The sequence below is a fragment of the Streptomyces sp. SX-6 genome (assembly GCF_059089585.1).
On sequence record NZ_JBTHHU010000003.1, the window covers coordinates 241,456 to 263,974 of the forward strand.

At 69.5% G+C, this 22,519-nt stretch carries 21 protein-coding genes and 1 pseudogene; 14 read left to right on the forward strand and 8 right to left on the reverse strand.

Annotated elements, in window-relative coordinates:
* Nucleotides 1-82: 82 nt before the first annotated feature.
* The 6 genes from ACV530_RS05255 to ACV530_RS05280 all read left to right on the forward strand — a co-directional run bounded on the left by ACV530_RS05255 (nt 83) and on the right by ACV530_RS05280 (nt 8,019).
* Entirely contained in the window at nt 83-1,309 is a 1,227-nt protein-coding gene (locus tag ACV530_RS05255; RefSeq protein ID WP_494331037.1) for an amidohydrolase family protein, read from the forward strand.
* A 93-nt stretch (nt 1,310-1,402) separates the two neighbouring features.
* Nucleotides 1,403-2,530 carry an LLM class flavin-dependent oxidoreductase gene (locus ACV530_RS05260; RefSeq protein ID WP_494331038.1) on the forward strand — a complete coding sequence of 376 codons (1,128 nt, stop codon included), beginning with the start codon at nt 1,403-1,405 and terminating at the stop codon, nt 2,528-2,530.
* 50 nt (nt 2,531-2,580) lie between these two features.
* Entirely contained in the window at nt 2,581-4,335 is a 1,755-nt protein-coding gene (locus ACV530_RS05265) for an N-acyl-D-amino-acid deacylase family protein (RefSeq protein ID WP_494331039.1), read from the forward strand.
* Between the two features lie 195 nt (nt 4,336-4,530).
* On the forward strand, nt 4,531-6,105 hold the full coding sequence (locus ACV530_RS05270; RefSeq protein ID WP_494331040.1) for an APC family permease: 1,575 nt from the start codon (nt 4,531-4,533) through the stop codon (nt 6,103-6,105).
* Between the two features lie 21 nt (nt 6,106-6,126).
* Nucleotides 6,127-6,426 carry a DUF1330 domain-containing protein gene (locus ACV530_RS05275; protein ID WP_494331041.1) on the forward strand — a complete coding sequence of 100 codons (300 nt, stop codon included), beginning with the start codon at nt 6,127-6,129 and terminating at the stop codon, nt 6,424-6,426.
* Nucleotides 6,427-7,239: 813 nt separating this feature from the next.
* The gene (locus ACV530_RS05280) at nt 7,240-8,019 is read left to right on the forward strand and encodes a maleylpyruvate isomerase N-terminal domain-containing protein (protein ID WP_494331042.1); all 780 of its coding nucleotides are present in this window, start codon (nt 7,240-7,242) and stop codon (nt 8,017-8,019) included.
* A gap of 19 nt (nt 8,020-8,038) precedes the next feature.
* Here the strand turns inward: ACV530_RS05280 and ACV530_RS05285 are convergent, their stop codons facing one another.
* Entirely contained in the window at nt 8,039-8,452 is a 414-nt protein-coding gene (locus ACV530_RS05285) for a DUF4345 domain-containing protein (RefSeq protein WP_494331043.1), read from the reverse strand.
* Between the two features lie 92 nt (nt 8,453-8,544).
* Here ACV530_RS05285 and ACV530_RS05290 point away from each other — a divergent pair, with 92 nt between their 5' ends.
* Entirely contained in the window at nt 8,545-9,144 is a 600-nt protein-coding gene (locus ACV530_RS05290) for a TetR/AcrR family transcriptional regulator (protein WP_494331044.1), read from the forward strand.
* Between the two features lie 80 nt (nt 9,145-9,224).
* The gene (locus ACV530_RS05295; RefSeq protein ID WP_494331045.1) at nt 9,225-9,854 is read left to right on the forward strand and encodes a mycothiol-dependent nitroreductase Rv2466c family protein; all 630 of its coding nucleotides are present in this window, start codon (nt 9,225-9,227) and stop codon (nt 9,852-9,854) included.
* Between the two features lie 16 nt (nt 9,855-9,870).
* Here the strand turns inward: ACV530_RS05295 and ACV530_RS05300 are convergent, their stop codons facing one another.
* The 4 genes and pseudogenes from ACV530_RS05300 to ACV530_RS05315 all read right to left on the reverse strand — a co-directional run bounded on the left by ACV530_RS05300 (nt 9,871) and on the right by ACV530_RS05315 (nt 11,947).
* Nucleotides 9,871-10,242: a DUF6415 family natural product biosynthesis protein gene (locus ACV530_RS05300; protein ID WP_494331046.1), complete on the reverse strand. Its 372-nt coding sequence runs from the start codon at nt 10,240-10,242 to the stop codon at nt 9,871-9,873.
* Between the two features lie 63 nt (nt 10,243-10,305).
* Nucleotides 10,306-11,154: a helix-turn-helix domain-containing protein gene (locus ACV530_RS05305; protein WP_494331047.1), complete on the reverse strand. Its 849-nt coding sequence runs from the start codon at nt 11,152-11,154 to the stop codon at nt 10,306-10,308.
* Nucleotides 11,155-11,183: 29 nt separating this feature from the next.
* The gene (locus ACV530_RS05310; protein ID WP_494331048.1) at nt 11,184-11,714 is read right to left on the reverse strand and encodes a DUF6879 family protein; all 531 of its coding nucleotides are present in this window, start codon (nt 11,712-11,714) and stop codon (nt 11,184-11,186) included.
* Nucleotides 11,689-11,947, reverse strand: a pseudogene (locus ACV530_RS05315) (hypothetical protein). Before ACV530_RS05315 ends, ACV530_RS05310 begins: the two are co-directional and overlap by 26 nt.
* 107 nt (nt 11,948-12,054) lie before the next feature.
* Between ACV530_RS05315 and ACV530_RS05320 the strand changes: the two are divergent.
* Both ACV530_RS05320 and ACV530_RS05325 read left to right on the forward strand, forming a co-directional pair.
* Entirely contained in the window at nt 12,055-12,327 is a 273-nt protein-coding gene (locus ACV530_RS05320) for a hypothetical protein (protein WP_494331049.1), read from the forward strand.
* A gap of 42 nt (nt 12,328-12,369) precedes the next feature.
* On the forward strand, nt 12,370-13,557 hold the full coding sequence (locus tag ACV530_RS05325; RefSeq protein WP_494331050.1) for a multicopper oxidase domain-containing protein: 1,188 nt from the start codon (nt 12,370-12,372) through the stop codon (nt 13,555-13,557).
* A gap of 5 nt (nt 13,558-13,562) precedes the next feature.
* Here the strand turns inward: ACV530_RS05325 and ACV530_RS05330 are convergent, their stop codons facing one another.
* Nucleotides 13,563-15,053 (reverse strand): CehA/McbA family metallohydrolase, encoded by a 1,491-nt coding sequence (locus tag ACV530_RS05330; protein WP_494331051.1) that lies wholly within the window; start codon nt 15,051-15,053, stop codon nt 13,563-13,565.
* Between the two features lie 139 nt (nt 15,054-15,192).
* Here ACV530_RS05330 and ACV530_RS05335 point away from each other — a divergent pair, with 139 nt between their 5' ends.
* The 4 genes from ACV530_RS05335 (at nt 15,193) to ACV530_RS05350 (ending at nt 20,988) form a co-directional block, all read left to right on the forward strand.
* Nucleotides 15,193-16,050 (forward strand): TIGR03619 family F420-dependent LLM class oxidoreductase, encoded by an 858-nt coding sequence (locus tag ACV530_RS05335; protein WP_494331052.1) that lies wholly within the window; start codon nt 15,193-15,195, stop codon nt 16,048-16,050.
* A gap of 52 nt (nt 16,051-16,102) precedes the next feature.
* Nucleotides 16,103-18,700, forward strand: coding sequence for a bifunctional FO biosynthesis protein CofGH (locus ACV530_RS05340; protein WP_494331053.1), 2,598 nt, complete (start codon nt 16,103-16,105; stop codon nt 18,698-18,700).
* Nucleotides 18,701-18,768: 68 nt separating this feature from the next.
* Complete coding sequence (locus ACV530_RS05345; protein WP_494331054.1) at nt 18,769-19,785, forward strand: DUF8017 domain-containing protein; 1,017 nt, start codon at nt 18,769-18,771, stop codon at nt 19,783-19,785.
* 78 nt (nt 19,786-19,863) lie between these two features.
* On the forward strand, nt 19,864-20,988 hold the full coding sequence (locus ACV530_RS05350) for an ADP-ribosylglycohydrolase family protein (protein ID WP_494331055.1): 1,125 nt from the start codon (nt 19,864-19,866) through the stop codon (nt 20,986-20,988).
* 133 nt (nt 20,989-21,121) lie between these two features.
* On the opposite strand, the gene ACV530_RS05355 is transcribed toward ACV530_RS05350, so the two are convergent.
* Both ACV530_RS05355 and ACV530_RS05360 read right to left on the reverse strand, forming a co-directional pair.
* Nucleotides 21,122-21,325 carry a DUF397 domain-containing protein gene (locus ACV530_RS05355; protein ID WP_494331056.1) on the reverse strand — a complete coding sequence of 68 codons (204 nt, stop codon included), beginning with the start codon at nt 21,323-21,325 and terminating at the stop codon, nt 21,122-21,124.
* A gap of 154 nt (nt 21,326-21,479) precedes the next feature.
* Complete coding sequence (locus ACV530_RS05360; protein ID WP_494331160.1) at nt 21,480-22,337, reverse strand: helix-turn-helix domain-containing protein; 858 nt, start codon at nt 22,335-22,337, stop codon at nt 21,480-21,482.
* Nucleotides 22,338-22,519: the final 182 nt, after the last annotated feature.

The window sequence follows — 22,519 nt, forward strand, 5'->3', positions numbered from 1 at the left end:
TCCAGCCCTCTCCACAAGGCCTCCCTATGGCCGCCGTACACGTTTACTGACGGAGCGTCAGGGCGGCGCTACGGTGACGGGCATGGAGAGCTTCCCCAAGATAATCTCGGTGGACGACCACACGGTCGAGCCTCCCGGCGTCTGGCGGGACCGGCTACCGGCGAAATTTCACGACATCGCACCTCGGGTCGTGCGGGCTCCCGTGGCGGAGATGACGTTCACGGGCGGCAGGTTCACGCCGCGCATGGGCGCTGCGGGCAGTGACGGTCCCGTCGCGGACTGGTGGGTCTATGAGGATTTGCACCGTCCGCTCACGCGGCTGGATACCGCCGTCGGATTCTCCAGGGACGAGGTGAAACTGGAAGGGATCACCTACGACCAGATGCGTCCCGGCTCCTACAGTGTGCCCGACCGGTTGGCCGATATGGATGCCAACCACGTCCAATCGGCGCTCTGCTTCCCGACGTTCCCGCGCTTCTGTGGACAGACCTTCGCGGAAGCCGCCGATCGCGAGCTCGCGTTGCTGTGCGTCCGCGCCTACAACGACTGGATGGTCGAGGAATGGTGCGCTCCGGCGCACGGGCGCCTCGTGCCGCTGACGATCGTCCCGCTGTGGGACGCCGGCCTCGCCGCCGAGGAGGTACGGCGCAACGCCGAACGCGGCGTACGGGCCGTCTGCTTCTCGGAGATCCCGCCCCACCTCGGCCTGCCGTCCATCCATACCGACGCCTGGGACCCCTTCCTCCGCGCCTGCGACGAGACCGGGACCGTCGTCGCCATGCACATCGGCTCCTCGTCCCACATGCCCTCGACCTCCCCGGACGCCCCGCCCGCCGTGAGCTCGGCCATCACATTCGCGAACTGTTGCTTCTCGATGGCCGACTGGCTGCTGTCGGGCAAGTTCGACCGCTTCCCCGGCCTGCGGATCATGTACGCCGAGGGCCAGATCGGCTGGATCCCCTACCTCCTGGAGCGCGCCGACACGGTCTGGGAGGAGAACCGCGCCTGGGGCGGGGTGGCGGACAAGGTGCTGCGCCCGCCGTCCGAGCTCTTCGCCGGGCATGTGTACGGCTGCTTCTTCGACGACCCCTTCGGCCTGCGCAGCCTCGACGCCATCGGCGCCGGGCAGGTGCTGTACGAGACCGACTATCCGCACTCCGACTCCACTTGGCCCCGTTCCCGCGAGGTCGCCGAGGCGCAGATGGCGCACCTGTCGCCCGAGGTCGTCGAGCGGGTGGTGCGCGGCAACGCGATCGGGCTGCTCGGGCTCACACCCGACGGGCTGTGGGCGGGCGCCCGCACTCCTTGACGCTCCGCTGCACTTCTTGACGCTCCTGGGCGGTGGTGCCACAGTCGGTGAATCTGACGAGGCGTCAGCAAAGTCTGGGGACGGTGAACCGCCGTGGAATTCGGGATCTTTGTGCAGGGGTACGTACCGGCCGCGCGCTCGGCCGACGACCCGATGGCCGAGCACCACGCGCTGCTGGAGGAGACCGAGTACGTCGTCCAGGCGGACCGCTCCGGCTTCAAGTACGTCTGGGCCACCGAGCACCACTTCCTGGACGAGTACTCGCACCTCTCCGCCAACGACGTCTTCCTCGGCTATCTCGCCCACGCCACCGAGCGCATCCACCTCGGCGCCGGGATCTTCAACCCGCTGCCGCAGGTCAACCACCCCGTCAAGGTCGCCGAGAAGGCCGCCATGCTCGATCATCTGAGCGGTGGGCGGTTCGAGTTCGGGACCGGGCGGGGTGCGGGCAGCCATGAGGTGCTCGCCTTCCTGCCGGGCATCACCGACATGGACCGCACCAAGGAGATCTGGGAGGAGACGATCGCCGAGTTCCCCCGGATGTGGCTCCAGGAGGAGTACGAGGGCTTCCAGGGCAAGTACTGGACGCTGCCCGCCCGCAAGGTGCTGCCCAAGCCGTACGGACCGTCCCACCCGGCCATGTGGTACGCCGCCGGGTCGCCCGCCTCCTACGCCATGGCCGCCCGCAAGGGCCTCGGCGTCCTGGGGTTCAGCGTGCAGAAGGTCTCCGACATGGAGTGGGTCGTGGACTCCTACAAGTCCGCGGTCAAGGACGCCGAGCCCATCGGCGCCTACGTCAACGACAACGTCATGGTCACCACCACCGCCATCTGCGCCGAGACCTCGCAGGAGGCGCGCCGCGTGGCCGCCTCGGCCGGTCTCAACTACCTCCAGTCGCTGCTCTTCCGCTACCACGACACCTTCCCGCGCCCCGAGGGCATTCCCCGCTGGCCCGAGCTGCTCCCCGAGTACACCGAGGAGATCATCGAACTCCTCGTCTCCGAGGAGCTGTTGATCTGCGGCGACCCCGACGAGGTCCTCGCCCAGTGTCGGCGCTGGGAGGACGCGGGAGCGGACCAGCTGGTGTTCGGGCTGCCGGTGGGCGTGCCGTACGAGGCCGTGATGAAGACCATCCGCCTGGTCGGCGAGCACGTCATACCGAAGATCGACACGGACCCCGTGCACCGCACGACGCGGCTGCGCCGGGCCGCGTCGCTGTGACGCGTCACGGCATCGCGCGTGACGCTGTGACGCTGTGACCGGGAGGCCGCATGCTCGACCACCTCATCCGCCGCGCCACCGTCGTCGACGGCACGGGTGCCCCCGCGTACGTCGCCGACGTCGGCCTGCGTGACGGCCGTATCGCCCTCATCGACACCGCCGCCGTGAAGGCGGGCCGCGTCGGGGGACGGGCCCGCACCGAGGAGGACGCCCAGGGGCTCGTCCTCGCCCCCGGCTTCGTCGACCCGCACACCCACTACGACGCCCAGCTCTTCTGGGACCCGTACGCCACCCCGTCCATGGCCCACGGCGTCACCACCGTCGTCGGCGGCAACTGCGGCTTCACGCTCGCCCCGTTGCACCCCTCCGACGCCGACTACACGCGGCGCATGATGAGCAAGGTCGAGGGGATGTCGCTGACCGCCCTCGAGGAAGGCGCGCCCTGGGACTGGTCCGCCTTCGGCGAGTACCTCGACGCGCTCGACGGACGTACGGCCGTCAACGCCGGTTTCATGGTGGGCCATTGCGCCCTGCGCCGCTACGCGATGGGGCCCGGCGCGGTGGGCGGCACGCCCGACGCGCGTCAGTCGCGGGAGATGATCGCCCTCCTGCACGAGGCCATGGACGCCGGTGCGTGGGGCCTGTCCACCACGCGCTCCACCAGCCACACCGACGGCGACGGCAACCCCGTGGCCTCCCGCCACGCGGAGCCCGGCGAACTCCTCGCCCTCTGCCGTGCGGTCGGCGAGCACGAGGGCACCCAGCTCGAGGCCATCGTGCCGGGCTGCCTCGACCGGTTCGCCGACGAGGAGATCGACCTCCTCACCGCCATGACCGTCGCCGCCGGGCGCCCCCTGAACTGGAACGTGCTCACCGTCGACGCCGCTGTCCCCGGCCGCGTGCCCCGCCAGCTCTCGGCGAGCGAACGCGCCCGCGCGGCCGGCGGGCGGATCGTCGCGCTCACGATGCCCATCCTCACGCCGATGAACATGTCCCTGGGCACCTACTGCGCGCTCAACCTCATCCCCGGCTGGGGCGAGGTCCTCTCCCTGCCCGTACCGCAGCGCATCGACCGGCTGCGCCGCGCCGACGTCCAGGCCGGGCTGCTGCGCGACGCGCACAGCGAAGCCGCCGGCGTGCTGCTGCGGCTGACCGATTTCGATCACTACGTCATCGGCGACACCTACGCCAAGGAGAACGACGGCCTCACCGGCCGCACCGTCGCCGACATCGCCGCCGAGCGCGGCACGGACCCCTTCGCCTGCCTCGTGGACATCTGCGCGGCCGACGAGCTCCGTACGGTCCTGTGGCCCGCGCCCACGGACGACGACCCCGCGAGCTGGGAGCTCCGGCAGCGCACCTGGCAGCACGAGGACGTCCTCCTCGGCGGCTCCGACGCGGGCGCCCACCTCGACCGCATGTGCGGTGCGCCGTACACCACCCGCTTCCTCGGCGACTGCCTGCGCGGCCGCCGCCTCGTCCCGCTCGAGCGTGCCGTGCGGATGCTGACCGACGCCCCCGCCCGGCTCTTCGGCCTGCGCGGCCGGGGCCGCGTCGCCGAGGGCTGGTACGCCGACCTGGTCCTCTTCGACCCGAACCGCGTCGACGCGGGCCCCGCGACCCTCGTCCACGACCTGCCGGGCGCGGCGGCGCGGCTGGACTCGCGGGCGCTGGGCGTGGTGAGCGTGCGGGTCAACGGGGTGGAGACGGTGCGGCACGACGTGGTGACCGGTGCGGTGCCGGGAGTGGTGCTGCGGTCGGGGCGGGACACGGAGACGGTCGGGACCGGGGCGGGAAAATTTTGAATCGGGACAAATGGGGTGGAGGTGTGGTTTCCGTAGATGGGAGGAAGGGGTCCTACTCCTTGGTGTTACCGGCCGTAACGGGTGGTCGGCCTTCCATTGCCAGGTCAACTAGCGCTGGCTATGGGAATGTTCAAGGTCGCCGGTCCGGAAGTGAATCATCCGGATACGGATACAGCAGCCCTTAACGTCCCGTTCATGGTTGATGCGGCTGCGCGGCCACAGGCCGGAGACGGAGACACGGTAACGAGCGTCACGAGCGCGACGGGCGCGACGAGCGCGAAAGGGCTGAACGGCAATTCCGTCGGCCTGCTCGGCAGCGCGGTCATCGGGATCTCCACCGTCGCGCCCGTCTACTGCCTGACCTCGACGCTCGGCCCGACCGTCGGCCAGGTCGGGGTGCGGATGCCTGCCGTGTTCCTCGCGGGCTTCCTCCCGATGCTGCTGGTCGCGTTCGCGTACCGCGAGCTGAACAAGGCCGTTCCGGACTGCGGTACGTCCTTCACCTGGAGCGTGCAGGCCTTCGGCCCGCGGGTGGGGTGGATGTGCGGCTGGGGCCTCGTCATCGCGACGATCATCGTGCTGTCGAACCTGGCGGGCGTGGCGACGTCCTTCTTCTACCTCCTCCTGGGCCATCTCGCCGGCAGCGACTCCGTGGCCGCACTCGACGGCAACCGGATCGTCCATGTGCTGACGTGCCTGACATTCATCGCCCTTGCGACTGCCGTGAGTTACCGCGGCATGACTGCCACGAAGGGCGTCCAGTACGCACTGGTCGCGCTGCAGTTGGCCGTGCTCGCCGTCTTCATCGCCATGGCCATCGCCAAGGCGCGCTCCGGCGCCTCGCTCTCCTTCTCATGGAGCTGGCTGAACCCGTTCGGCGTGCCGTCCTTCGCCTCCTTCACGGCCGGACTGTCCCTGTCGATCTTCATGTTCTGGGGCTGGGACGCCTGCCTCACGGTCAACGAGGAGACGTCGGGAAGCGACCGGACCCCGGGCAGGGCCGCACTGCTCGCCATGGTCGTCCTCATCGGTTCGTACCTGCTGACCGCCATCGCCGCCCAGATGTACGCCGGAGTCGGCGAGCGGGGTACGGGCCTCGGCAACCCCGGCACCGCCGACAACGTCTTCGCCGCGCTGGCCGATCCGGTCATGGGCACGGCGCTGGGCGCGCTGCTGTTCGTCGCCGTCCTCGCATCCGCCGCGGCCAGCCTCCAGACCACCTTCCTGCCGGTCGCCCGCACCGTCCTCGCCATGAGCACGTACCAGGCCCTGCCGCCCTCCTTCGCCCGCGTCCACCCGCGCTTCCGCTCCCCGGGCCGGGCCACGGTGGCGGCGGGCGTCGCCACGGGCGTGTTCTACGCGGTGATGAGCTTCCTCAGCCAGAACGTCCTCATCGACACCATCTACGCGCTGGGCCTGATGATTTGCTTCTACTACTCGATCACGGCCTTCGCGTGCGCCTGGTTCTTCCGCGGCGAACTGCGCCGCTCGGTGCGCGACGCGCTCTTCAAGGGCGTCTTCCCGGTACTGGGCGGTGTGCTGCTGGCGGCGGTGTTCTGCAAGACGCTGTACGACATGTGGAACCCGGCGTACGGCACGGGGAGTTCGGTGTTCGGGGTGGGGTCGGTGTTCGTCATCGGGGTGGGGCTGCTGGCCGCGGGCGCGGTGCTGATGGAGGTCATGCGGCGGCGGAGTCCGGCGTTCTTCCGGGGCGAGGTGCTGACGCGGGCGACGCCGGCGCTGGTGGTGGAGGAGGGGAATGGGGGTTGAGCAGCGGGAGTTGCGTTGATCATGGCTGCTTACGTGTTTGTTGATGCCGCTGTTCTGGATGAGGAACGCTCCCTCGAGTACCGGGCGTTGGCGGAACCCTCGATTCAGCTTTACGGAGGCCGCTACCTCGTCCAGGGCGCCGTGCCCGAGGTCGCGGAGGGGGCGGCGTGGCCGTCGTCCCGGGTGATGACCGTGATCGAGTTCCCGGACATGGGCCGGTTGAGGGCGTGGTACGCCTCTGCGGAGTACGAGAAGGCGAAGGCGGCCCGGGAGGGGGCGATCGACCTGCGGCTGCTGTTCGTGGAAGGGAAGCCCGCGTAGCTCCGCCGGGCGGGGCGCTGATTGCGTCGATGCCAGGCGGCGGGGCTTCCGTACCGGTACCGTGGTTCCGGCAGCATGCTCGTCCGGTTGGGCAGCTGGGCATCTTGCGCCAGCCAGGTGCGAGGAGGGCATGCACATGAAGCCCACCGCCGGGGCTGGCGGCGGGCTCCGTTCAAGAAGGATCACGACGGTTGGTGGCCCCCCACTAGTGGGTGTGGTGGGGGTACACCGTCTTCGCCGTCATGACCGGTGCCGCGCCTCCAGCCACCATCGGACGGCCGCTACGATCGCTGGTCCCAGGATGGGGGCGGTCCAGCGGTACAGCCGATGGAGTCGGGCCCTCAGGCGGGACCAATCCTTCTTCTTACGATGGTGCACCTACGCGCCTTTCTGCCGGGTGGGCAGTGCCCACCAGCGGTCGGGCATTCCGCATGGAAGGCCCGGCCATGGGCGCGGCCGTAATCCCGACGTAGCCGAGGCGGCCGCGCCCCAGTCAGGCCCTCCCCCGGAGAGGTGGCCGACCGGTGCGGGCGCCCGAACAGGCGGCAACGGCGGTGCAACAACGCGTCGCGAGCATAGCGTTCGGCGTGCAACTCCCCGGGGCCTTTCGGGAGTTGCGGCAAGGAATTGACCGGCTGGCCCCCTGATCTGCTCGGATCAGATCGTATGAACTCTGTTGCAAGTCCCCGCCCGGCAGTAGCCTTCGACCGTTCGTAGCCGGAGGGGTGGGGCGTGGGCGCTGTCGGCAGATTCGATCCCGTTGCGGAGCATGAGAAGACGCGTGCGGCGTTGGGGGCTGTGATTCCTCGGCTGGTGCATCTGCTGCGCGGCGTAGGCAACTTGGACTCGCCCTCCGGCGTGCCGGACTGGTCGGTCGGCGACGTCGGCGCTCACGTGTGCGCGGCGTACCTGGCGTACTGCTCCGGCTTCACCGGCGAGTCCGTGGACTGGGGCAGCGTCCTGCCGCCGGGCGACAGCGGCTCGCTCAGGGAGCGGCTCACGGCTGTGAACGGGAAGGCGATCGGCCTCTTCGACGGGGACGAGCGCAAGAGTCTCGGCGACTTCCTCGCCGAGCGGGGTGAGGCGTTCCTCCGGTCCACGGAGGGTCTCGCGCACGACACGCCCGTACCAACGCCTTGGTACGGGACGGACGTTGAGCTGACCCTGGCGGCGGCGACCGGGCTGATGCTCAGCGAGAGCCTCGTCCACGGCCTCGACATCGCGCGCGGTGCGCGCCTCCCATGGACGGTCGGTGCGGACGACGCGCGGCTGGTGATCGGCCAGTCGCTGCCGACGATGATGCCGCTCGCCCTGGACAAGGAGAAGGCGCGGGGCGTCCACCTCGCCTTCGACCTCGCCGTCAAAGGCGGCCCGCGGCTGTCGGTCGTCATCGACGACGGCACGGGGACGGTGACCCGCGACGCGCCGCCGCGCACGTACGACTGCCGGATCACAGCGACGCCAACCGCTTTCCTGCTGTTCGCCTTCCGGCGCACGCCGCTGTGGAAGACGATCGTGCGCGGCGAGATGCGCGCCGGTGGCCGCAAGCCGTGGCTCGCGCCGAAGATGGGGAAGCTGATCGACAGCCCTTGATCCACCCGGGCGGCGATCGTCAGCGCCCGGCGGGCACGGTCTCCGCCGCGCTGCGCAGAACTCGCTCCTCCGCGTCGGCCAGCCAGAAGTAGACGGGCGGCAGACCGAGTTCGATCACCGCCAGGGGGATCTGGAACCACTGCGGCCAGCCGTGAAGGGCGAGCGAGAGCAGCCGTCCCACGCCGCCCAGCAGCATGACGCCGGCCAGCCACCGCACCGCCTGGGCCGGGATGGGCCGCTGTCGGGCGGCCCAGAGCCAGGCCAGTCCGTAACCGGCGAAGATCGCCCCCATGAACCGGCCCCAGCTGTCGACGGTCGTGCCGGCGGAACCCGCGCCGGGGATCGCTGCGTTGCCGAGTATCACGTGACCTACGCCGATCAGTACGCAGGCCCAGCCCATGAACTGTGTGAGCGCCCGAAGAGTCCTTGCCATGATCGCTCCCAACCCGCCTCGGTGGAGCCTTAGTTGACATTCGTCTACTAGGTTGGGTGCGTTAGTAGACGCATGTCAAGTAATCTGCGTTCGTGCCTCCCCGTCAGCGACTCAGCCCCGCCGACCGCCGCGCCCAACTCCTCGCCGTCGGCGCGCAGCTCTTCGCCGCGCGTCCGTACGACGACGTGCTGATGGAGGACGTCGCCAAAGAGGCCGGCATCTCGCGAGCCCTGCTCTATCGCCATTTCCCCAGCAAGCACGTCCTCTTCGCGGCCGTCCACCAGCAGGCGGCGGGCCGACTGCTCGCCCGGACACGGCTCGACCCCGCCGACTCGCTGGTCGAGCAGCTCGTCCAGGGGATGGACGTCCACCTCGACTACTTCGTCGCCAACCGCAACGCCGTCCTCGCCACGAACCGGGACCTCGCGGACGACCCGGCGGTTCAGTCGATCACGACGAACGAGCTGGACGCACTCCGCGCGCGGCTGCTGGCCGTACTCCCGCTCGCGGACGACAGCACCACCCGCGAGGCGGCGTCCGCCGTCCTGAAGAGCTGGCTGGCCTTCGTCCAGGTCCTGTGCATCGACTGGCTCACACACGAGACCTGCACCCGCGCCCAGCTCCGCGACATCTGCGTCGGCGCGCTTCTCGGCGCACTGCGGCCCTTGCTCCCCGAGGGCTCGGTCATGTGAGCCGGAACCTCGAAATGGCCCAAGGAAACCGTTGCCGAGTGGCCCCCTCGCGGGGGCCGCCGGGCGCTTACCGTCACTGCGTGACCAGAGATCATCAGCACCTGCCGAAGACCGTCGTCGACTTCTACTTCGATTCCGCCTGCCCGTTCGCCTGGATAACCTCCCGCTGGATCCTGGAGGTGGAGGCGCAGCGCGACATCGACGTCCGGTTCCACGCGATGAGTCTCTTCTTGCACAACGTGGGCAATGAACTGCCTGATTGGTACCGCGAATTGGTGGACAAGTCGATCGGCCCCGCACGGGTGGCCGTGGCCGTCGCGCAGCACCACGGCGAGGAGCGTCTCCGCGACCTCTACACGGCCTTCGGCACCCGCATCCACCAGCAGAAGAACGACGACTTCGACGCGGTGGTCAAGGACTCCCTGGCCGAGCTCGGCCTTCCCGCCGAACTCGCCGACGCCGCCCACGGCACGGAGTACGACGAGGCGCTCCAGGCCAGCCACGACAAGGGCAAGGACCCGGCGTCGGGGGCGTACGTCGGCACCCCGACGCTCCACATCGACGGCGTCGCGTATTTCGGGCCGGTGCTCAATTCCATTCCGCGGGGCGACGACGCGCTCCGGGTCTTCGACGGCATGCGGTTGCTCGCCGGGTACCCGGACTTCTTCGAGCTCAAGCGGACGCGTACGGGGTCGCTGGACTTCAGCTGACGTCAGGGACCAGCTGCTACTCGTCGAGGCAGTCCGCGAGGCGGCGGGCGGTACGGCCGAGGTCGGTCATGTACGTCGCCGCAGCTTGCTCGTCGGAGCCGCCGGATCGGTAGATGTCGTCCTGAGCACGGTTGATCAGGGCGGTCCACCGGATCCAGGGGTCGGTGCCGCGCTCGAGCTGGTCGGTACGGTTGCGTGCCTCGCGGAGCATGCGCTGGATGTGCCCGCGGAGGGTGTCGGTGAGCTCGCGGATCTCCCTGGTGCGGGGTGGGCGCGGCCGTTCCTGCAGGGCGCGGCGGATGGTGGCGCGGATTGTGCTCAGGTCCAGGGGCTCGGTCTCGCCGACCATCATTGTGGCGATCGATGGGCGCTGGGGGCTGGGTTCCATGCGGAAGACCGTAAGAGCGTCACATCGCGAGGCGCTACGTTCTTGCACCGGCTTGCATGTGAACTACCCAAGGGAGTCGATCGCTTGGGTGATCAGGTCGCGTGCTTGATGCCCGTAAACTGCCAGCCCCGACAGTTCGGAGAAGGCCTTGGCATAGAGCGCAACCTCCGAGGGCGCGGCCACGTTCACGGCGGCGGACAGCAGTTCCACGCTCACCCTGTGATCGTCGAAGAGGTAGAACGCTTCCAATGGCCACACGCGACGCCGAGAATCGAATGGGATGACGCCGAAGCTCACATTCGGCAGCGTCATCACGGCCAGGAGATAGCCAAGTTGTCCAGCCATGGTCTCTGCATCACCGATGCGATACCGCAGTACTGTTTCTTCGACCAACATCGCGAATCGATGGTTTCCTTCGTGGATGACGCGCGAGCGTTCGATGCGGGAAGCCGCTGCTGCGGGAGCGTCGTCAGGAGTTCCTTGGAAGGAGGCGATGGTGGACAACAAGAACGAGGCGTACGCCTCGGTTTGAATCATTCCTGGGATGACGTTTGAGCAGTAGACCCGGAACAGCTTGGTTCGTTCGTAGAGCGGTGCAACCTCAGTTTGAGCTCTGCGCATCCCATGCCGATGGAGTTTCTTCCAGTGCACATACATCTGGTCGGCTTGGCGATTCGCGGCAACGAGGTCAGGCACCTGATCATCAGCACCGCACGCGGAGCACCACAGCCGAATGTCGGCGTCTGAGGGGGGCGTCTTCGCGTTCTCGATCCGCGAGGACTTCGCGGGGCTCCAGCCGCACCGAAGAGCCAACTCCTGCCCTGACAGGCCAGCGTCCAGGCGTAGATCACGCAACCGGTTGGCGACGATCTCACGGGCTGCTTGGGCGCTTGACGAAGGGGATGCAGACACGCGTTGGCTCTTCGATGCTTGCTACTGGCTCAGACCGTGTACTTGTCGTGTGGGATGCCGCGCTCCCAGACTTCCGCAAAGGCGGATGCCGCGAGGCGCGCGACTGACGGTTCAGCGCGCACTTCCCAGCCGGGTTCGGACCAACCTCCGTCACCAGCAAAGTGATTGAAGAGCACCGTCTGCTCGTCGAAGAGCCAGAAGTCGTTGCCCGGTAGGGCAATGTCCGAGGCGTTGCGTCGCGGAAGCCATCGAACCTGTTCCCCCGCATGGATGTTGACGGATGTGCCCGCGTGCTCGTACCTGATGTAGTCGGTCACCGGCTCGGACACGATACGAGCGCGGCGGACTTCCACACCGCGTGCGACCGTCTTCTCGATCAGAGCAACCCATGGCTGCCAGTACGCCGAGGCGGGGTCCGCGTCGCGCCGGCCCGTGCGCTTCCAGGTCTCGAAGTCGGCGGCTTCGTCCCCGACTCCGTATGAGTCGCGCATCTCCAGGTGCACAGCAGACTGTCGGGCCGATGCCAACAGCTCGTTAAAGCTCGGCTCGTTCTGCGACATCACATGCCTCCCTCAGCAACGGCACCATGCGGACAGGCATCCGGACGACGGTTTTCGTGCGATGGAATCCCTGGGGCATGTCCGGGAACCACTGTTGCCGCGCAACGGGCCTCCAGGCCCTTGTCCGCTTTGTAGCCCTGGAACACCAGCTCATGCTTCTCCCGGTCCACCCAGATCATGGGGGACCCTTGCTGACCGGTCTCTGGATCAATGCCGATGAACTGAAGCTCCATGGCTGCCTCCGGTGTTGAGCGGCTTACGCCAGCTTGCACGAGCGTCGCTGGACAGACGGTGAGCGTCAAGGGCGCGCGTACGACGCTCAGGGCGCGTGTGACCGGTCGTGAGCCCTCCCTTTGGAGGCGACCGGATCGAGGGTTCCGCGAGGGGGAACACCGCCGAGCTGCCCGTCGGGCCGATCGTCTGGCCCGCGCGGCCGCTGGCGTACCGGCTCGCGAGCTCGCTGACCCCTGCGCTGCCGGTCGCGGCGCCGCCGCAGGTCGAACGGGCGTCGCGGCCGCTGCCGTTCCAGACGTGCGACAGCTGCGAACGGGCGTTCCGGACGGTGTGGGCCGGGCTGTGCCGGGGCTGCCGGGACGGTGCCCGAGCGGCGTAATGCATGGTGCGGACGGACCATGATGTGGCTTAGAGTCAGTGCATGATTGCTCACAGTGGTCACTCCCGTCGCCGGTTCATTGGCTGGACGGCTGCTGCGCTCAGCAGTGGAGTGATCTCCGCCGGGCCCCTGCCCGCGCTGCGGGAGGACGGGGCGGACGAGACGCTCGAGTACCAGCGGCCGGTCACTCGCGTCTACTACATCGCGGCCGACACGGTCACCTGGGACTACGCGCCCCAGGCCCGCAATCTCGTCAACGGCGAGGAGTTCTCGTCATCCGAGCGTTTCCATACCCGTCCGGGACGCAACCGGCTGGGGTCGGTCTACGAGAAGTCCGTCTATCGCGAGTACACCGACAAGACGTTCACGAAGCGGGTCCGGCGCCGGGACGAGTACATGGGCGTGCTGGGTCCGGTGATCCGGGCGGAGGTCGGGGACACGATCAAGGTGGTGTTCAGGAACAACACCCCGTTCCCCGCTTCGATGCACCCGCACGGCGTCTTCTACACCAAGGCGAACGAGGGGGCGCCGGGCAACGACGGGACCTGGGGCAAGAACAACGTCGACCGGCTGGTGAAGCCGGGGGAGACTTATACCTACGTGTGGGGGGTGCCGGAGCGGGCCGGGCCCGGGCCCGGCGACCCGGCGTCGATCGGGTGGGTCTACCACGACCACAGCATCGACATGGGCATCCCCGGTGTGCACTCCGGGCTGGTCGGTCCGATGGTGGTGACGCGCCGGGGGCATGCGGGGCGTGACGCTGTGCCGAAGGACGCCGACCGCGAAGTGTTCACGCTGTTCTGCCAGTTCGACGAGAACCAGAGCCCGTATCTGCGGCGCAACATCAAACGCTTCGGCGACGGCCAGGACTTGGACGTGAAGGACCGGGACTTCCGGTCGTCCAACCGGAAGATGTCCGTCAACGGCTATATGTTCGCCAACGGCCCGCACGGCATCGTCGACGACGACCACCCCGCGCTGGCCATCGACAGGGACAAGCTGGTGCGCTGGTACGTCATCGGCATCGGCGGCACACAGGACGCGCACAGTCCGCACTGGCACGGCAACACCGTCACGGTGCGCGGCCACCGCGCGGACGTGGTGAGCGTGCTCCCGGCGACGGTGGTGACCGCCGACATGCGTCCCGACAACCCGGGTACGTGGCTGTTCCACTGCCATGTCGACGAGCACATGATGTCCGGGATGATCACTCGGTATCACGTGAGGTAGCAGGATCAACTCCGGCCTAGGAAGATCGGGTTGGTCATCGCCGCCATGGGGCCCGGCATGTCCGGCGTCCCCGGGTGGCGGACCTCCGCCCGTACGTACGCCGCGTACGACGGCGTCGTACGCCACTCGAGCCGGCCGCCGTCGTCGTGCGGCACGGGGGCCGTGAAGAGCGTGCCCTGGTCCGTGATGAAGGAGGCCGAGCAGCCGGGCGCGCCGGTGACCGTCAGGCGGACGGTGACCTCCGTGTCCCGGTCCACGGGCAGGCGTTCGCCGATGCCCGCATGAGCACCATGCCCGTCCGTGACCGAGAAGGTCAGGTCGACCTTCGACGACTCGGCGATCCAACTGCGGCCTGCGCGGATCGCGTCGAGGAGGGCGGGGCGCGAGAGGTCGTCGGCGAGGGCGACGGTCTGCGGGAGGCCGACGACCTGGGGTTCGCGGTGGGCGTCGCTGTTGCCCATGGCGGGGAGCCAGCGGCGGTCGCCGCGTACCGCCGCGACGAGGGCGTTGTCCCACTCCGAGATCGATATCTCGTCGTCGGGGGTGTAGGGGCCGTTCCAGACCTCGACGGCGTCGGCCTCGTGGAAGCCGAACTTCCAGTTGCAGCCGACGCAGGTGGCGTGCGGGTGGGCGGGGACGACGAGACCGCCCGCGCGGTGGATGCCGCGGGCGAAGCGGGCGAAGACGTGGTCGCGGGCGCGGTAGCGCCAGTCGACGAAGACGCCGGGGTCGGTGCCGAGGGCGAGGACGTGGCCGTTGCGGGTGGTGACCTCCTCGCCGGTGAGGATCAGCAGGTCGTCTCCCCACAGGCCCTGCCAGGCGCCGTGCGAGGAGGTGGTGTTGTGCTCGGTGGTGACGATCCAGTCGAGTCCGGCCGCGCGGGCCGCCGCGGCGATGTCGGCGGGGGTGCGCTTGCCGTCGGAGTAGACGCTGTGGAGGTGGCTGTCGCCGCGGTACCAGGATCTGCCTCGCCCGCGGGCCCGCTGGGGCGGGTGGACCGGGCGGGGCGTGGTGCCCTGGCGGCCGTGGCGCAGGGTGACCGTCACCTCGTACGCCAGGCCCTGCGGGGCCACCGTGTACGGGCCGAGGACGATGTGCCAGGTGCCGGGGCGGACGGGGCCCGCGAGGTAGCCGGGGGTGGCCTGCTCGGCGCTGATCGAGAACTCGGAGCGGGCGCCGCCCGACCAGCCCCGGAAGCCGGCGCCGCCCAGTGCGGTGCCGCGCTCGTCGAAGATGCCGATGTCGCAGGCGTTGCCCTGGGTGCCCGCCGGCACGGCCGGTCTGTCGTAGGTGTACGAGACGCTGATCTCGCGCACGCCGCGCGGCACTTCCACGGGGAGGTAGACGTAGTCGGGGGCACCGGCGGGGAGCCTGCCGGTGACCTTGCGGGTCGCGTCGCCGGAACCGTCGGCACGGGCGAACGTCACGCCTTCGAGCGTAAGCACACTCGCCGCCCCTGCGACAGCCGTGAGTTTCAGGACATGTCGTCGGTCCATGGGTTTGTTGTACGCCCGGGAGGGGGCCAGGGGAACGGTACGGATGTTGACTGTTGTGTGTCGGCTGTTCGACATCCGGGCTCCGACAGCCCATCAGGGCATACCGTGGGTCACACGCGACGGACGGAGGGTGCCCCGCATGCGGATCGCGACCACGGTCTTCCTCACCGAAGACACGATCAGCCCGGTGCGGCTCGCGCGCGAGCTCGAGCAGCGCGGTTTCGCCGGGCTCTACCTGCCCCAGCACACACACATCCCGGTCAGCCGGAGGACCCCGGCGCCGATGGGCGACCCGCTGCCGACGGAGTACGGCCGGGCGTACGACCCGTTCATCGCGCTCGCGCAGGCCGCGGCCGTCACGCACCGGATCACCGTCGGCACCGGGGTCGCGCTCGTCGCCCAGCACGACCCGGTGGTCCTGGCCAAGCAAGTGGCCTCGCTGGACCAGCTCAGCGGCGGCAGGTTCACACTGGGCATCGGCTACGGCTGGAACGTGGAGGAGGCCGCCGACCACGGCGTGGAGTGGGCCACGCGGCGGCAGCTGGTGCGCGACCGGATGGCGCTGATGCGGGCGCTGTGGGCCGAGGAACCCACGGCGTACGACGGCGAGTTCGGGTCGGTGCAGAAGAGCTGGGCGCACCCCAAGCCGATGTATCCGCCGCGCAGGCGCGAGGGCGCCGAGCCGCTGACGGGCCCGCGCACCCTGATCGGCGGGGCGGCCGGGCCCACGCTGTTCGCGCACATCGCCGAGTTCGCGGACGGCTGGATGCCCGTCGGGGGCAGCGGCGTGCGGGAGGCGCTGCCGCAGCTGCGGCAGGCGTGGAAGGACGCGGGGCGGCAGGGGGAGCCGGAGGTCGTGCCGTACGCGGTGCACCCCTCCCAGGGCAAGCTCGCGTACTTCGCCGAGATCGGGATCTCGGAGATCGCCGTGGGGTTGCCGTCGCAGGGTGAGGCCGAGGTGCTGCGGGCGCTGGATGCGCTGGCTGACTTCTTGTGAGGTCCAGGATGCCCCTGGTTTCACTGTCGGTCCTCGCTCGTATGCTCGGGTAATGACTTCGAGCGCGCAGCGACCCGAATCGGCGGCCCCGACGGCGAATTCCATGCGTCGTGCCCTCAAACGGGCCCGCGACGGTGTGGCGCTGGATGTCGGCGAGGCGGCGGTGCTGCTCCAGGCGCGCGGCGACGACCTCGCCGACCTGTGCGCGTCCGCCGCCCGGGTCCGGGATGCCGGCCTGGAGGCCGCCGGGCGGCCCGGCGTCATCACGTACTCCAAGAGCGTCTTCATCCCGCTCACCCGTCTCTGCCGCGATCGGTGCCACTACTGCACCTTCGCCACCGTCCCCGGCAAGCTGCGCCGTGCGGGCCACGGGATGTTCATGTCCCCGGACGAGGTCCTTGCCATCGCCCGCCGCGGAGCCGAACTCGGCTGCAAGGAAGCCCTGATCACCCTCGGCGACAAGCCGGAGGACCGCTGGCCCGAGGCCCGGGAGTGGCTGGAGGCCGAGGGGTACGACGACACCATCGCGTACGTCCGCGCCATCTCCATCCGCATCCTGGAGGAGACCGGCCTGCTGCCCCACCTCAACCCGGGCCTCATGTCCTGGACGGACTTCCAGCGGCTCAAGCCCGTCTCCCCGTCCATGGGCCTGATGCTGGAGACCACGGCCACACGCCTGTGGAGCGAGCCCGGCGGCCCGCACCACGGCTCGCCCGACAAGGAGCCCGCCCTCCGGCTGCGGCACCTGGAGGACGCGGGCCGCAGCTCCGTCCCCCTCACCAGCGGACTGCTGCTCGGCATCGGGGAGACGTACGAGGAGCGGGCGGAGTCGCTGTTCGCGCTGCGCCGCATCTCCCGTGCGTACCACGGCATCCAGGAGCTCATCCTGCAGAACTTCCGCGCCAAGCCGGACACGGCGATGCGCGGCATGCCGGATGCGGAGCTGGACGAGCTGGTGGCCACGGTGGCCGTCGCCCGGCACATCATGGGCCCCTCCGCCTGTCTCCAGGCGCCGCCGAACCTGGTGGACGACGAGTACACGCGGCTCATCGGCGCCGGGATCGACGACTGGGGCGGCGTCTCGCCCGTCACGCCCGACCACGTCAACCCCGAGCGCCCCTGGCCGCAGATCGAGGAGCTGGCCGCGCGCTCGGCCGCCGCGGGCTTCGAGCTGCGCGAACGGCTCTGTGTCTACCCGGAGTTCATCCTGCGCGGCGAGCCCTGGCTCGACCCGCGCCTGCTCCCGCACGTGCAGGCGCTCGCCGACCCGGAGACGGGTCTGGCGAAGGAGGACGCCGCGGTCGTGGGGCGCCCCTGGCAGGAGCCCGAGGAGGTGTTCACGGCCACGGGGCGTACGGATCTGCACCGCTCGATCGACACCGACGGCCGCACCTCCGACCGGCGCGACGACTTCGACGAGGTGTACGGCGACTGGGAGGCGCTGCGCGAGGCCGCGGCGCCCGGCATGGTGCCGGAGCGGATCGACGGCGATGTGCGGAAGGCGCTGGGGCAGGCCGCCGACGACCCGACCCGGCTCACGGACTCCGAGGCGCTCGCCCTGCTGCACGCCGACGGCCCCGCGCTCGACGCGTTGTGCGGGATCGCGGACGACCTGCGGCGGGCGGCAGTCGGCGACGATGTCACCTACATCGTCACGCGGAACATCAACTTCACGAACGTCTGCTACACCGGCTGCCGGTTCTGCGCGTTCGCGCAGCGGCGTACGGACGCCGACGCGTTCACCCTGTCGCTGAACCAGGTCGCCGACCGCGCGCAGCAGGCGTGGGACGTCGGCGCGGTGGAGGTGTGCATGCAGGGCGGCATCCACCCCGACCTGCCGGGCACGGCCTACTTCGACATCGCGCGCGCGGTGAAGGAGCGCGTGCCGGGCATGCACGTGCACGCCTTCTCGCCGATGGAGGTCGTCAACGGCGCGACCCGCACCGGGCTTTCGATCCGGGAGTGGCTCACGGCGGCCAAGGAGGCCGGGCTCGACTCCATCCCGGGCACGGCCGCCGAGATCCTGGACGACGAGGTCCGCTGGGTGCTCACCAAGGGCAAGCTGCCGACGGCGACGTGGGTCGAGGTCATCAAGACCGCGCACGAGCTGGGCATCCGCTCGTCGTCGACGATGATGTACGGCCACGTGGACCAACCGCGGCACTGGCTGGGGCACTTCAGGCAGCTTGCGGAGATTCAGAAGGAGACGGGCGGTTTCACGGAGTTCGTCACTCTTCCATTCATCCACACCAATGCTCCTGTTTATCTCGCCGGGATCGCCCGGCCCGGGCCGACGATGCGCGACAACCGGGCGGTCACGGCGATGGCGCGTGTGCTGCTCCACCCGCATATCACCAACATCCAGACGAGCTGGGTGAAACTGGGTACGGAGGGCGCGGCGGAGATGCTCCGCTCCGGTGCGAACGACCTGGGCGGCACGCTGATGGAGGAGACCATCTCCCGTATGGCGGGCTCCTCTTACGGCTCGTACCGCTCGATCCGCGATCTCGTCGCGATAGCGGATGCCGCGGGCCGTCCGGCCCGGCCGCGGACGACGCTGTACGGGGAGGTGCCGCAGGAGCGGCAGGAGGCCGCACTCGGCTCGGACGGGCATCTGCCGGAGCTGCTGCCGGTGCTGGGCAACGACTGAGACGCGTGTTGCGGATCTGTCACCGGGCCCCGATGGGACGGCGACAGATCACGCATAAGGTTTCCCGCATGTCTTCGCCCCAGAACCCCCCACAGCACCACCAGCCCCACCAGCCGCCGCAGGGCGGCTTCGGTCCCCCGCCCACGTGGGGACCCGAGGGCACGGGGCACGCCCAGCCCACGGTCATCGGCCAGCCGGCGGTTCCGCCGGGGCCTCCGGCTGGGTCGGTTCCGCCTCCGCCCGGGCCGATGGCCGGTGGCGGCTACATGCCCCCGGCCGCTCCGGACGGTGGCGGTGGTGCGCGCAAGAACAAGACAATGCTCGCCGTCGTCGGCGGTGTCGTCGCGCTGGCCGTCATCGGCGGCGGAGCGTTCTTCGCGCTCAAGGGCAGCGGCGGCGACGACAAGAAGGCGGACAACGCGCAGAGCACCGTCGTGCCCAGCGCACCGGCCAAGTCGCCCGGCGCGCAGAGCCCCCTGCCGTACGTCGCGCCGGGGGCGGACTGGCAAACACAGACCAGCACGCAGCACCACTTCCGCTACGACGTGCCCGGCAAGGGCGAGCACTGGAACGTGCTGCAGACGGACACGATGCTCTCCTACACCGACAAGGGGAAGCCGGTCGTCGCGATGCAGGGCACCGCCAACTACCGTGAGGGCGGCTGCGCTTCGAACCCCAACCCCGACACGGTCGGCGAGGCGGGCAAGGGCCAGCTCGCCACCATCGGCACCACCGGCGGTGGCAAGGACGGCACCATCCAGGAGAACGCGCGCAACTGGGCCGGCAACTGGGGCGTCATGGCCTATGGCGGGCTGGGCGCCGACAAGCCCAAGGTCGAGGTGAGCGAGGCCAAGCCATGGAAGAACCGCGGTCTGGAGGGGTACACCGCCACGGCCAAGGTGACCGTCAACCACCGCCCGAGCACGTGCGTGCCCCCCACCGCCATCGTGAAGAGCATCGCCCAGAAGATGCCGGACGGGACGTATCACGGCTGGGTCCTCTACGCGGACCAGGGCGTCCCCAACGCGCTGACCGAAAAGCAGATGGACGAGATCATCAAAACGGTCCGACCTGAGGATCGCTGAGACTCGATCAGGACCGGTCGATTACAGTGCTGAGCCGTCCATGAGCCGAATGCAATCGGAAGCCGGGAGGCCGGAACCGTGACCACGACCGCCGGTGCGGGCACCGCACTCTGGGGCCGGGCCGAACAACAGGAATTCCGTGGCCGCGTACGCGGCTGCCTGCTCGGCGGAGCGATCGGTGACGCGCTCGGCGCGGGCATCGAGTTCGACTCCCTCGAGGCGATCCGCACCGCGCACGGCCCGGAGGGCGTACGGGATTACGTACGCGCCTACGGCCGGCGCGGTGCCGTGACCGACGACACCCAGCTCACGCTCTTCACCGTCGAGGGGCTGATACGGGCCATGGTGCGCCGCGACAGCGGCACCTGGCAGCCGGCGGCCGACGTCCACCGCGCGTACCTCCGCTGGGCGGCGACCCAGCGCGACTGGGGACCCGACGAGCGCGAGCCCGACGCCGGCTGGCTGGCCCGCCAGGAGTGGCTGTACGCACAGCGCGCACCCGGCCAGGCCTGCCTGTCCGGACTGGCCGACACCCGCATGGGTACGCCGGAGGCCCCGAAGAACCCGGAGTCCAAGGGCTGCGGAGCGGTCATGCGCTCCGCGCCCTTCGGGCTGCTGGTGACCTGGGAACCGCAGACGGTCCTCCAACTCGCCGTGGAATGCGCCGTACAGACCCATGGGCACCCCACCGGGGCGCTCGCGGCCGGTGCGTTCGCCGTCATCGTGCACGGCCTCGCGCGCGGCGCGTCCCTGGAGGAGGCGGTGCGGGAGACCCTCCCGCTGCTGGCGGCCCGCCCGGGCCATCAGGAGACCACCGAAGCACTCCGGCAGGCGCTCGCCGCCGTGCGCCAGGGCCTGCCGACGCCCGAGCGTGTCGCATCGCTGGGCCAGGGCTGGGTGGCGGAGGAGGCGCTGGCCATGGGCCTGTACTGCGCCCTCGTCGCCGAGGACGTCCGGCACGGGCTGCTGCTCGCCGTCAATCACGGCGGCGACTCGGACTCCACCGGCTCCATCTGCGGCAACCTGCTGGGCACGCTGCACGGGGAGACCGCGCTGCCCGCGGGGCTGCTCGCCGAACTGGAGGGACGGGCGACGGTCCTCGAACTCGCCGACGACTTCGCGATGGAACTGGCCCAGGGCCCGTCCCTGCACGGCCCGGACGGCTCGTCGGCCGCCTGGCTCGCCCGCTACCCCCGTTCCTGACAGGCCCGCGCTCCTGACGGGTCCGCCGACACGCGTGACAGGGCCCCCTCGGCCGGGAATGGGGGAGGCGGCGAGGGGGCCCTGGGCGGGAGGTGCGTCGGCGGGCAGTTGTCCTGCTATGCCAAAGAAGGGATCAAAGGTCGCGGCCGCCGTCGGTGACGGTCACCACGAACGACGTCCAGGCCTTCGGCGCGAACGCGAGGGCCGGCCGCCGCAGTTCCTTGGAGTCGCGGACCGCGACACTCCCCGGGGCGGGAGACGCGACCTCCACGCAGTCGCCGTGTGCGAGGGAGTAAGAGGACTTGCGCCACGCGGACTTGCCCAGCTGAATCGCCATGGTTGCTCCGATGTATGTGAGTTACTGCCTTCAGGAAGTGAGACCGACGGTACGCGCCAACATCACCTGATGAACTGGCCGTTCACTCGACCGGATGGCGAATTCGGAACGCTCTTCCATGAAGAGCGGCAACAGGTGTACCGTTCCGCCTCGCTCAGGAGCGGTACTCCTCGGCGACACTCAGCATGAACTGCCGTGATTGCTCGGCATTGAGGGCCTGCATTCGCAAATGCTCGTACATCACGCTGTACGCCTGCACATCGTGGGGCTTCTCCAGATACAGGTCACTGGTGATGCCCTCCAGATAGACCGTGCTCGCATCCTGCGGATCCTGGAATTCGAGGATGCAGAACTTGCCGTACATGCCGGGATGCGCGCCCACGTCATAGGGCAGGATCTGCACGGTGATGTGCGGCTGGAGGCTGAACTCCACGATGTGCTCGATCTGTTCGCACATGACGGCCCGGTTCCCGACGACCCTGCGCAGCGCGGACTCGTCGATGACCGCCCACAGGCGCAGCGGGTTGTCCGGGTCGGTGATCCTCTCCTGGCGCCGCATCCGTACCTGGACGCGCCGCTCGACATCCGCTGTCGTGGCCTCCGGCCACGAGCCCTCGGTGACGGCGCTGGCATAGCCCGGCGTCTGGAGCAGGCCGGGCACGAGCGACGCCTCGTAGATCCGCAGGGACGCGGCGTCGGTCTCGAGGCCGATGTAGACGCTGTACGGGATGTCGCCGAAGGCGTGCCACCAGCCCTGCTGGCGCGACTCCTTGGCCATCTGCATCAGGGAGTCGACGATGCGGTGGTCCTCGACGCCGTACACTCCGCACAGATCGCGCACGTCGCGCTGGCTGATGCTGCGGCGGCCGTTCTCCAGCCGACTGATCTTCGACTGGGACACCAGTAGCCGCTCCGCGACCTCCTCGGCGGTCATGCCTTTGAGCTCACGGAGCTTGCGCAGCTCCTGGCCCAATCGGCGCCGCCTTACGGTGGGGTTGACACTGGACGCCACGGGACGCACCTCCGGCTCCGTCATGCTGCTGTCTCCTGCTCCGCAGCCTGCCACCACCAGCCGGGGCGGCGCTGGAAAATGCGCTGGAAAATGCGTACAGAGAGTCCTGCCGCCGTCACCGTCAACGGAGTTGTGCGGCCGGAGCGCCAACTTCCGCACGGCAGCCCGCAGGCCCGGGCGGC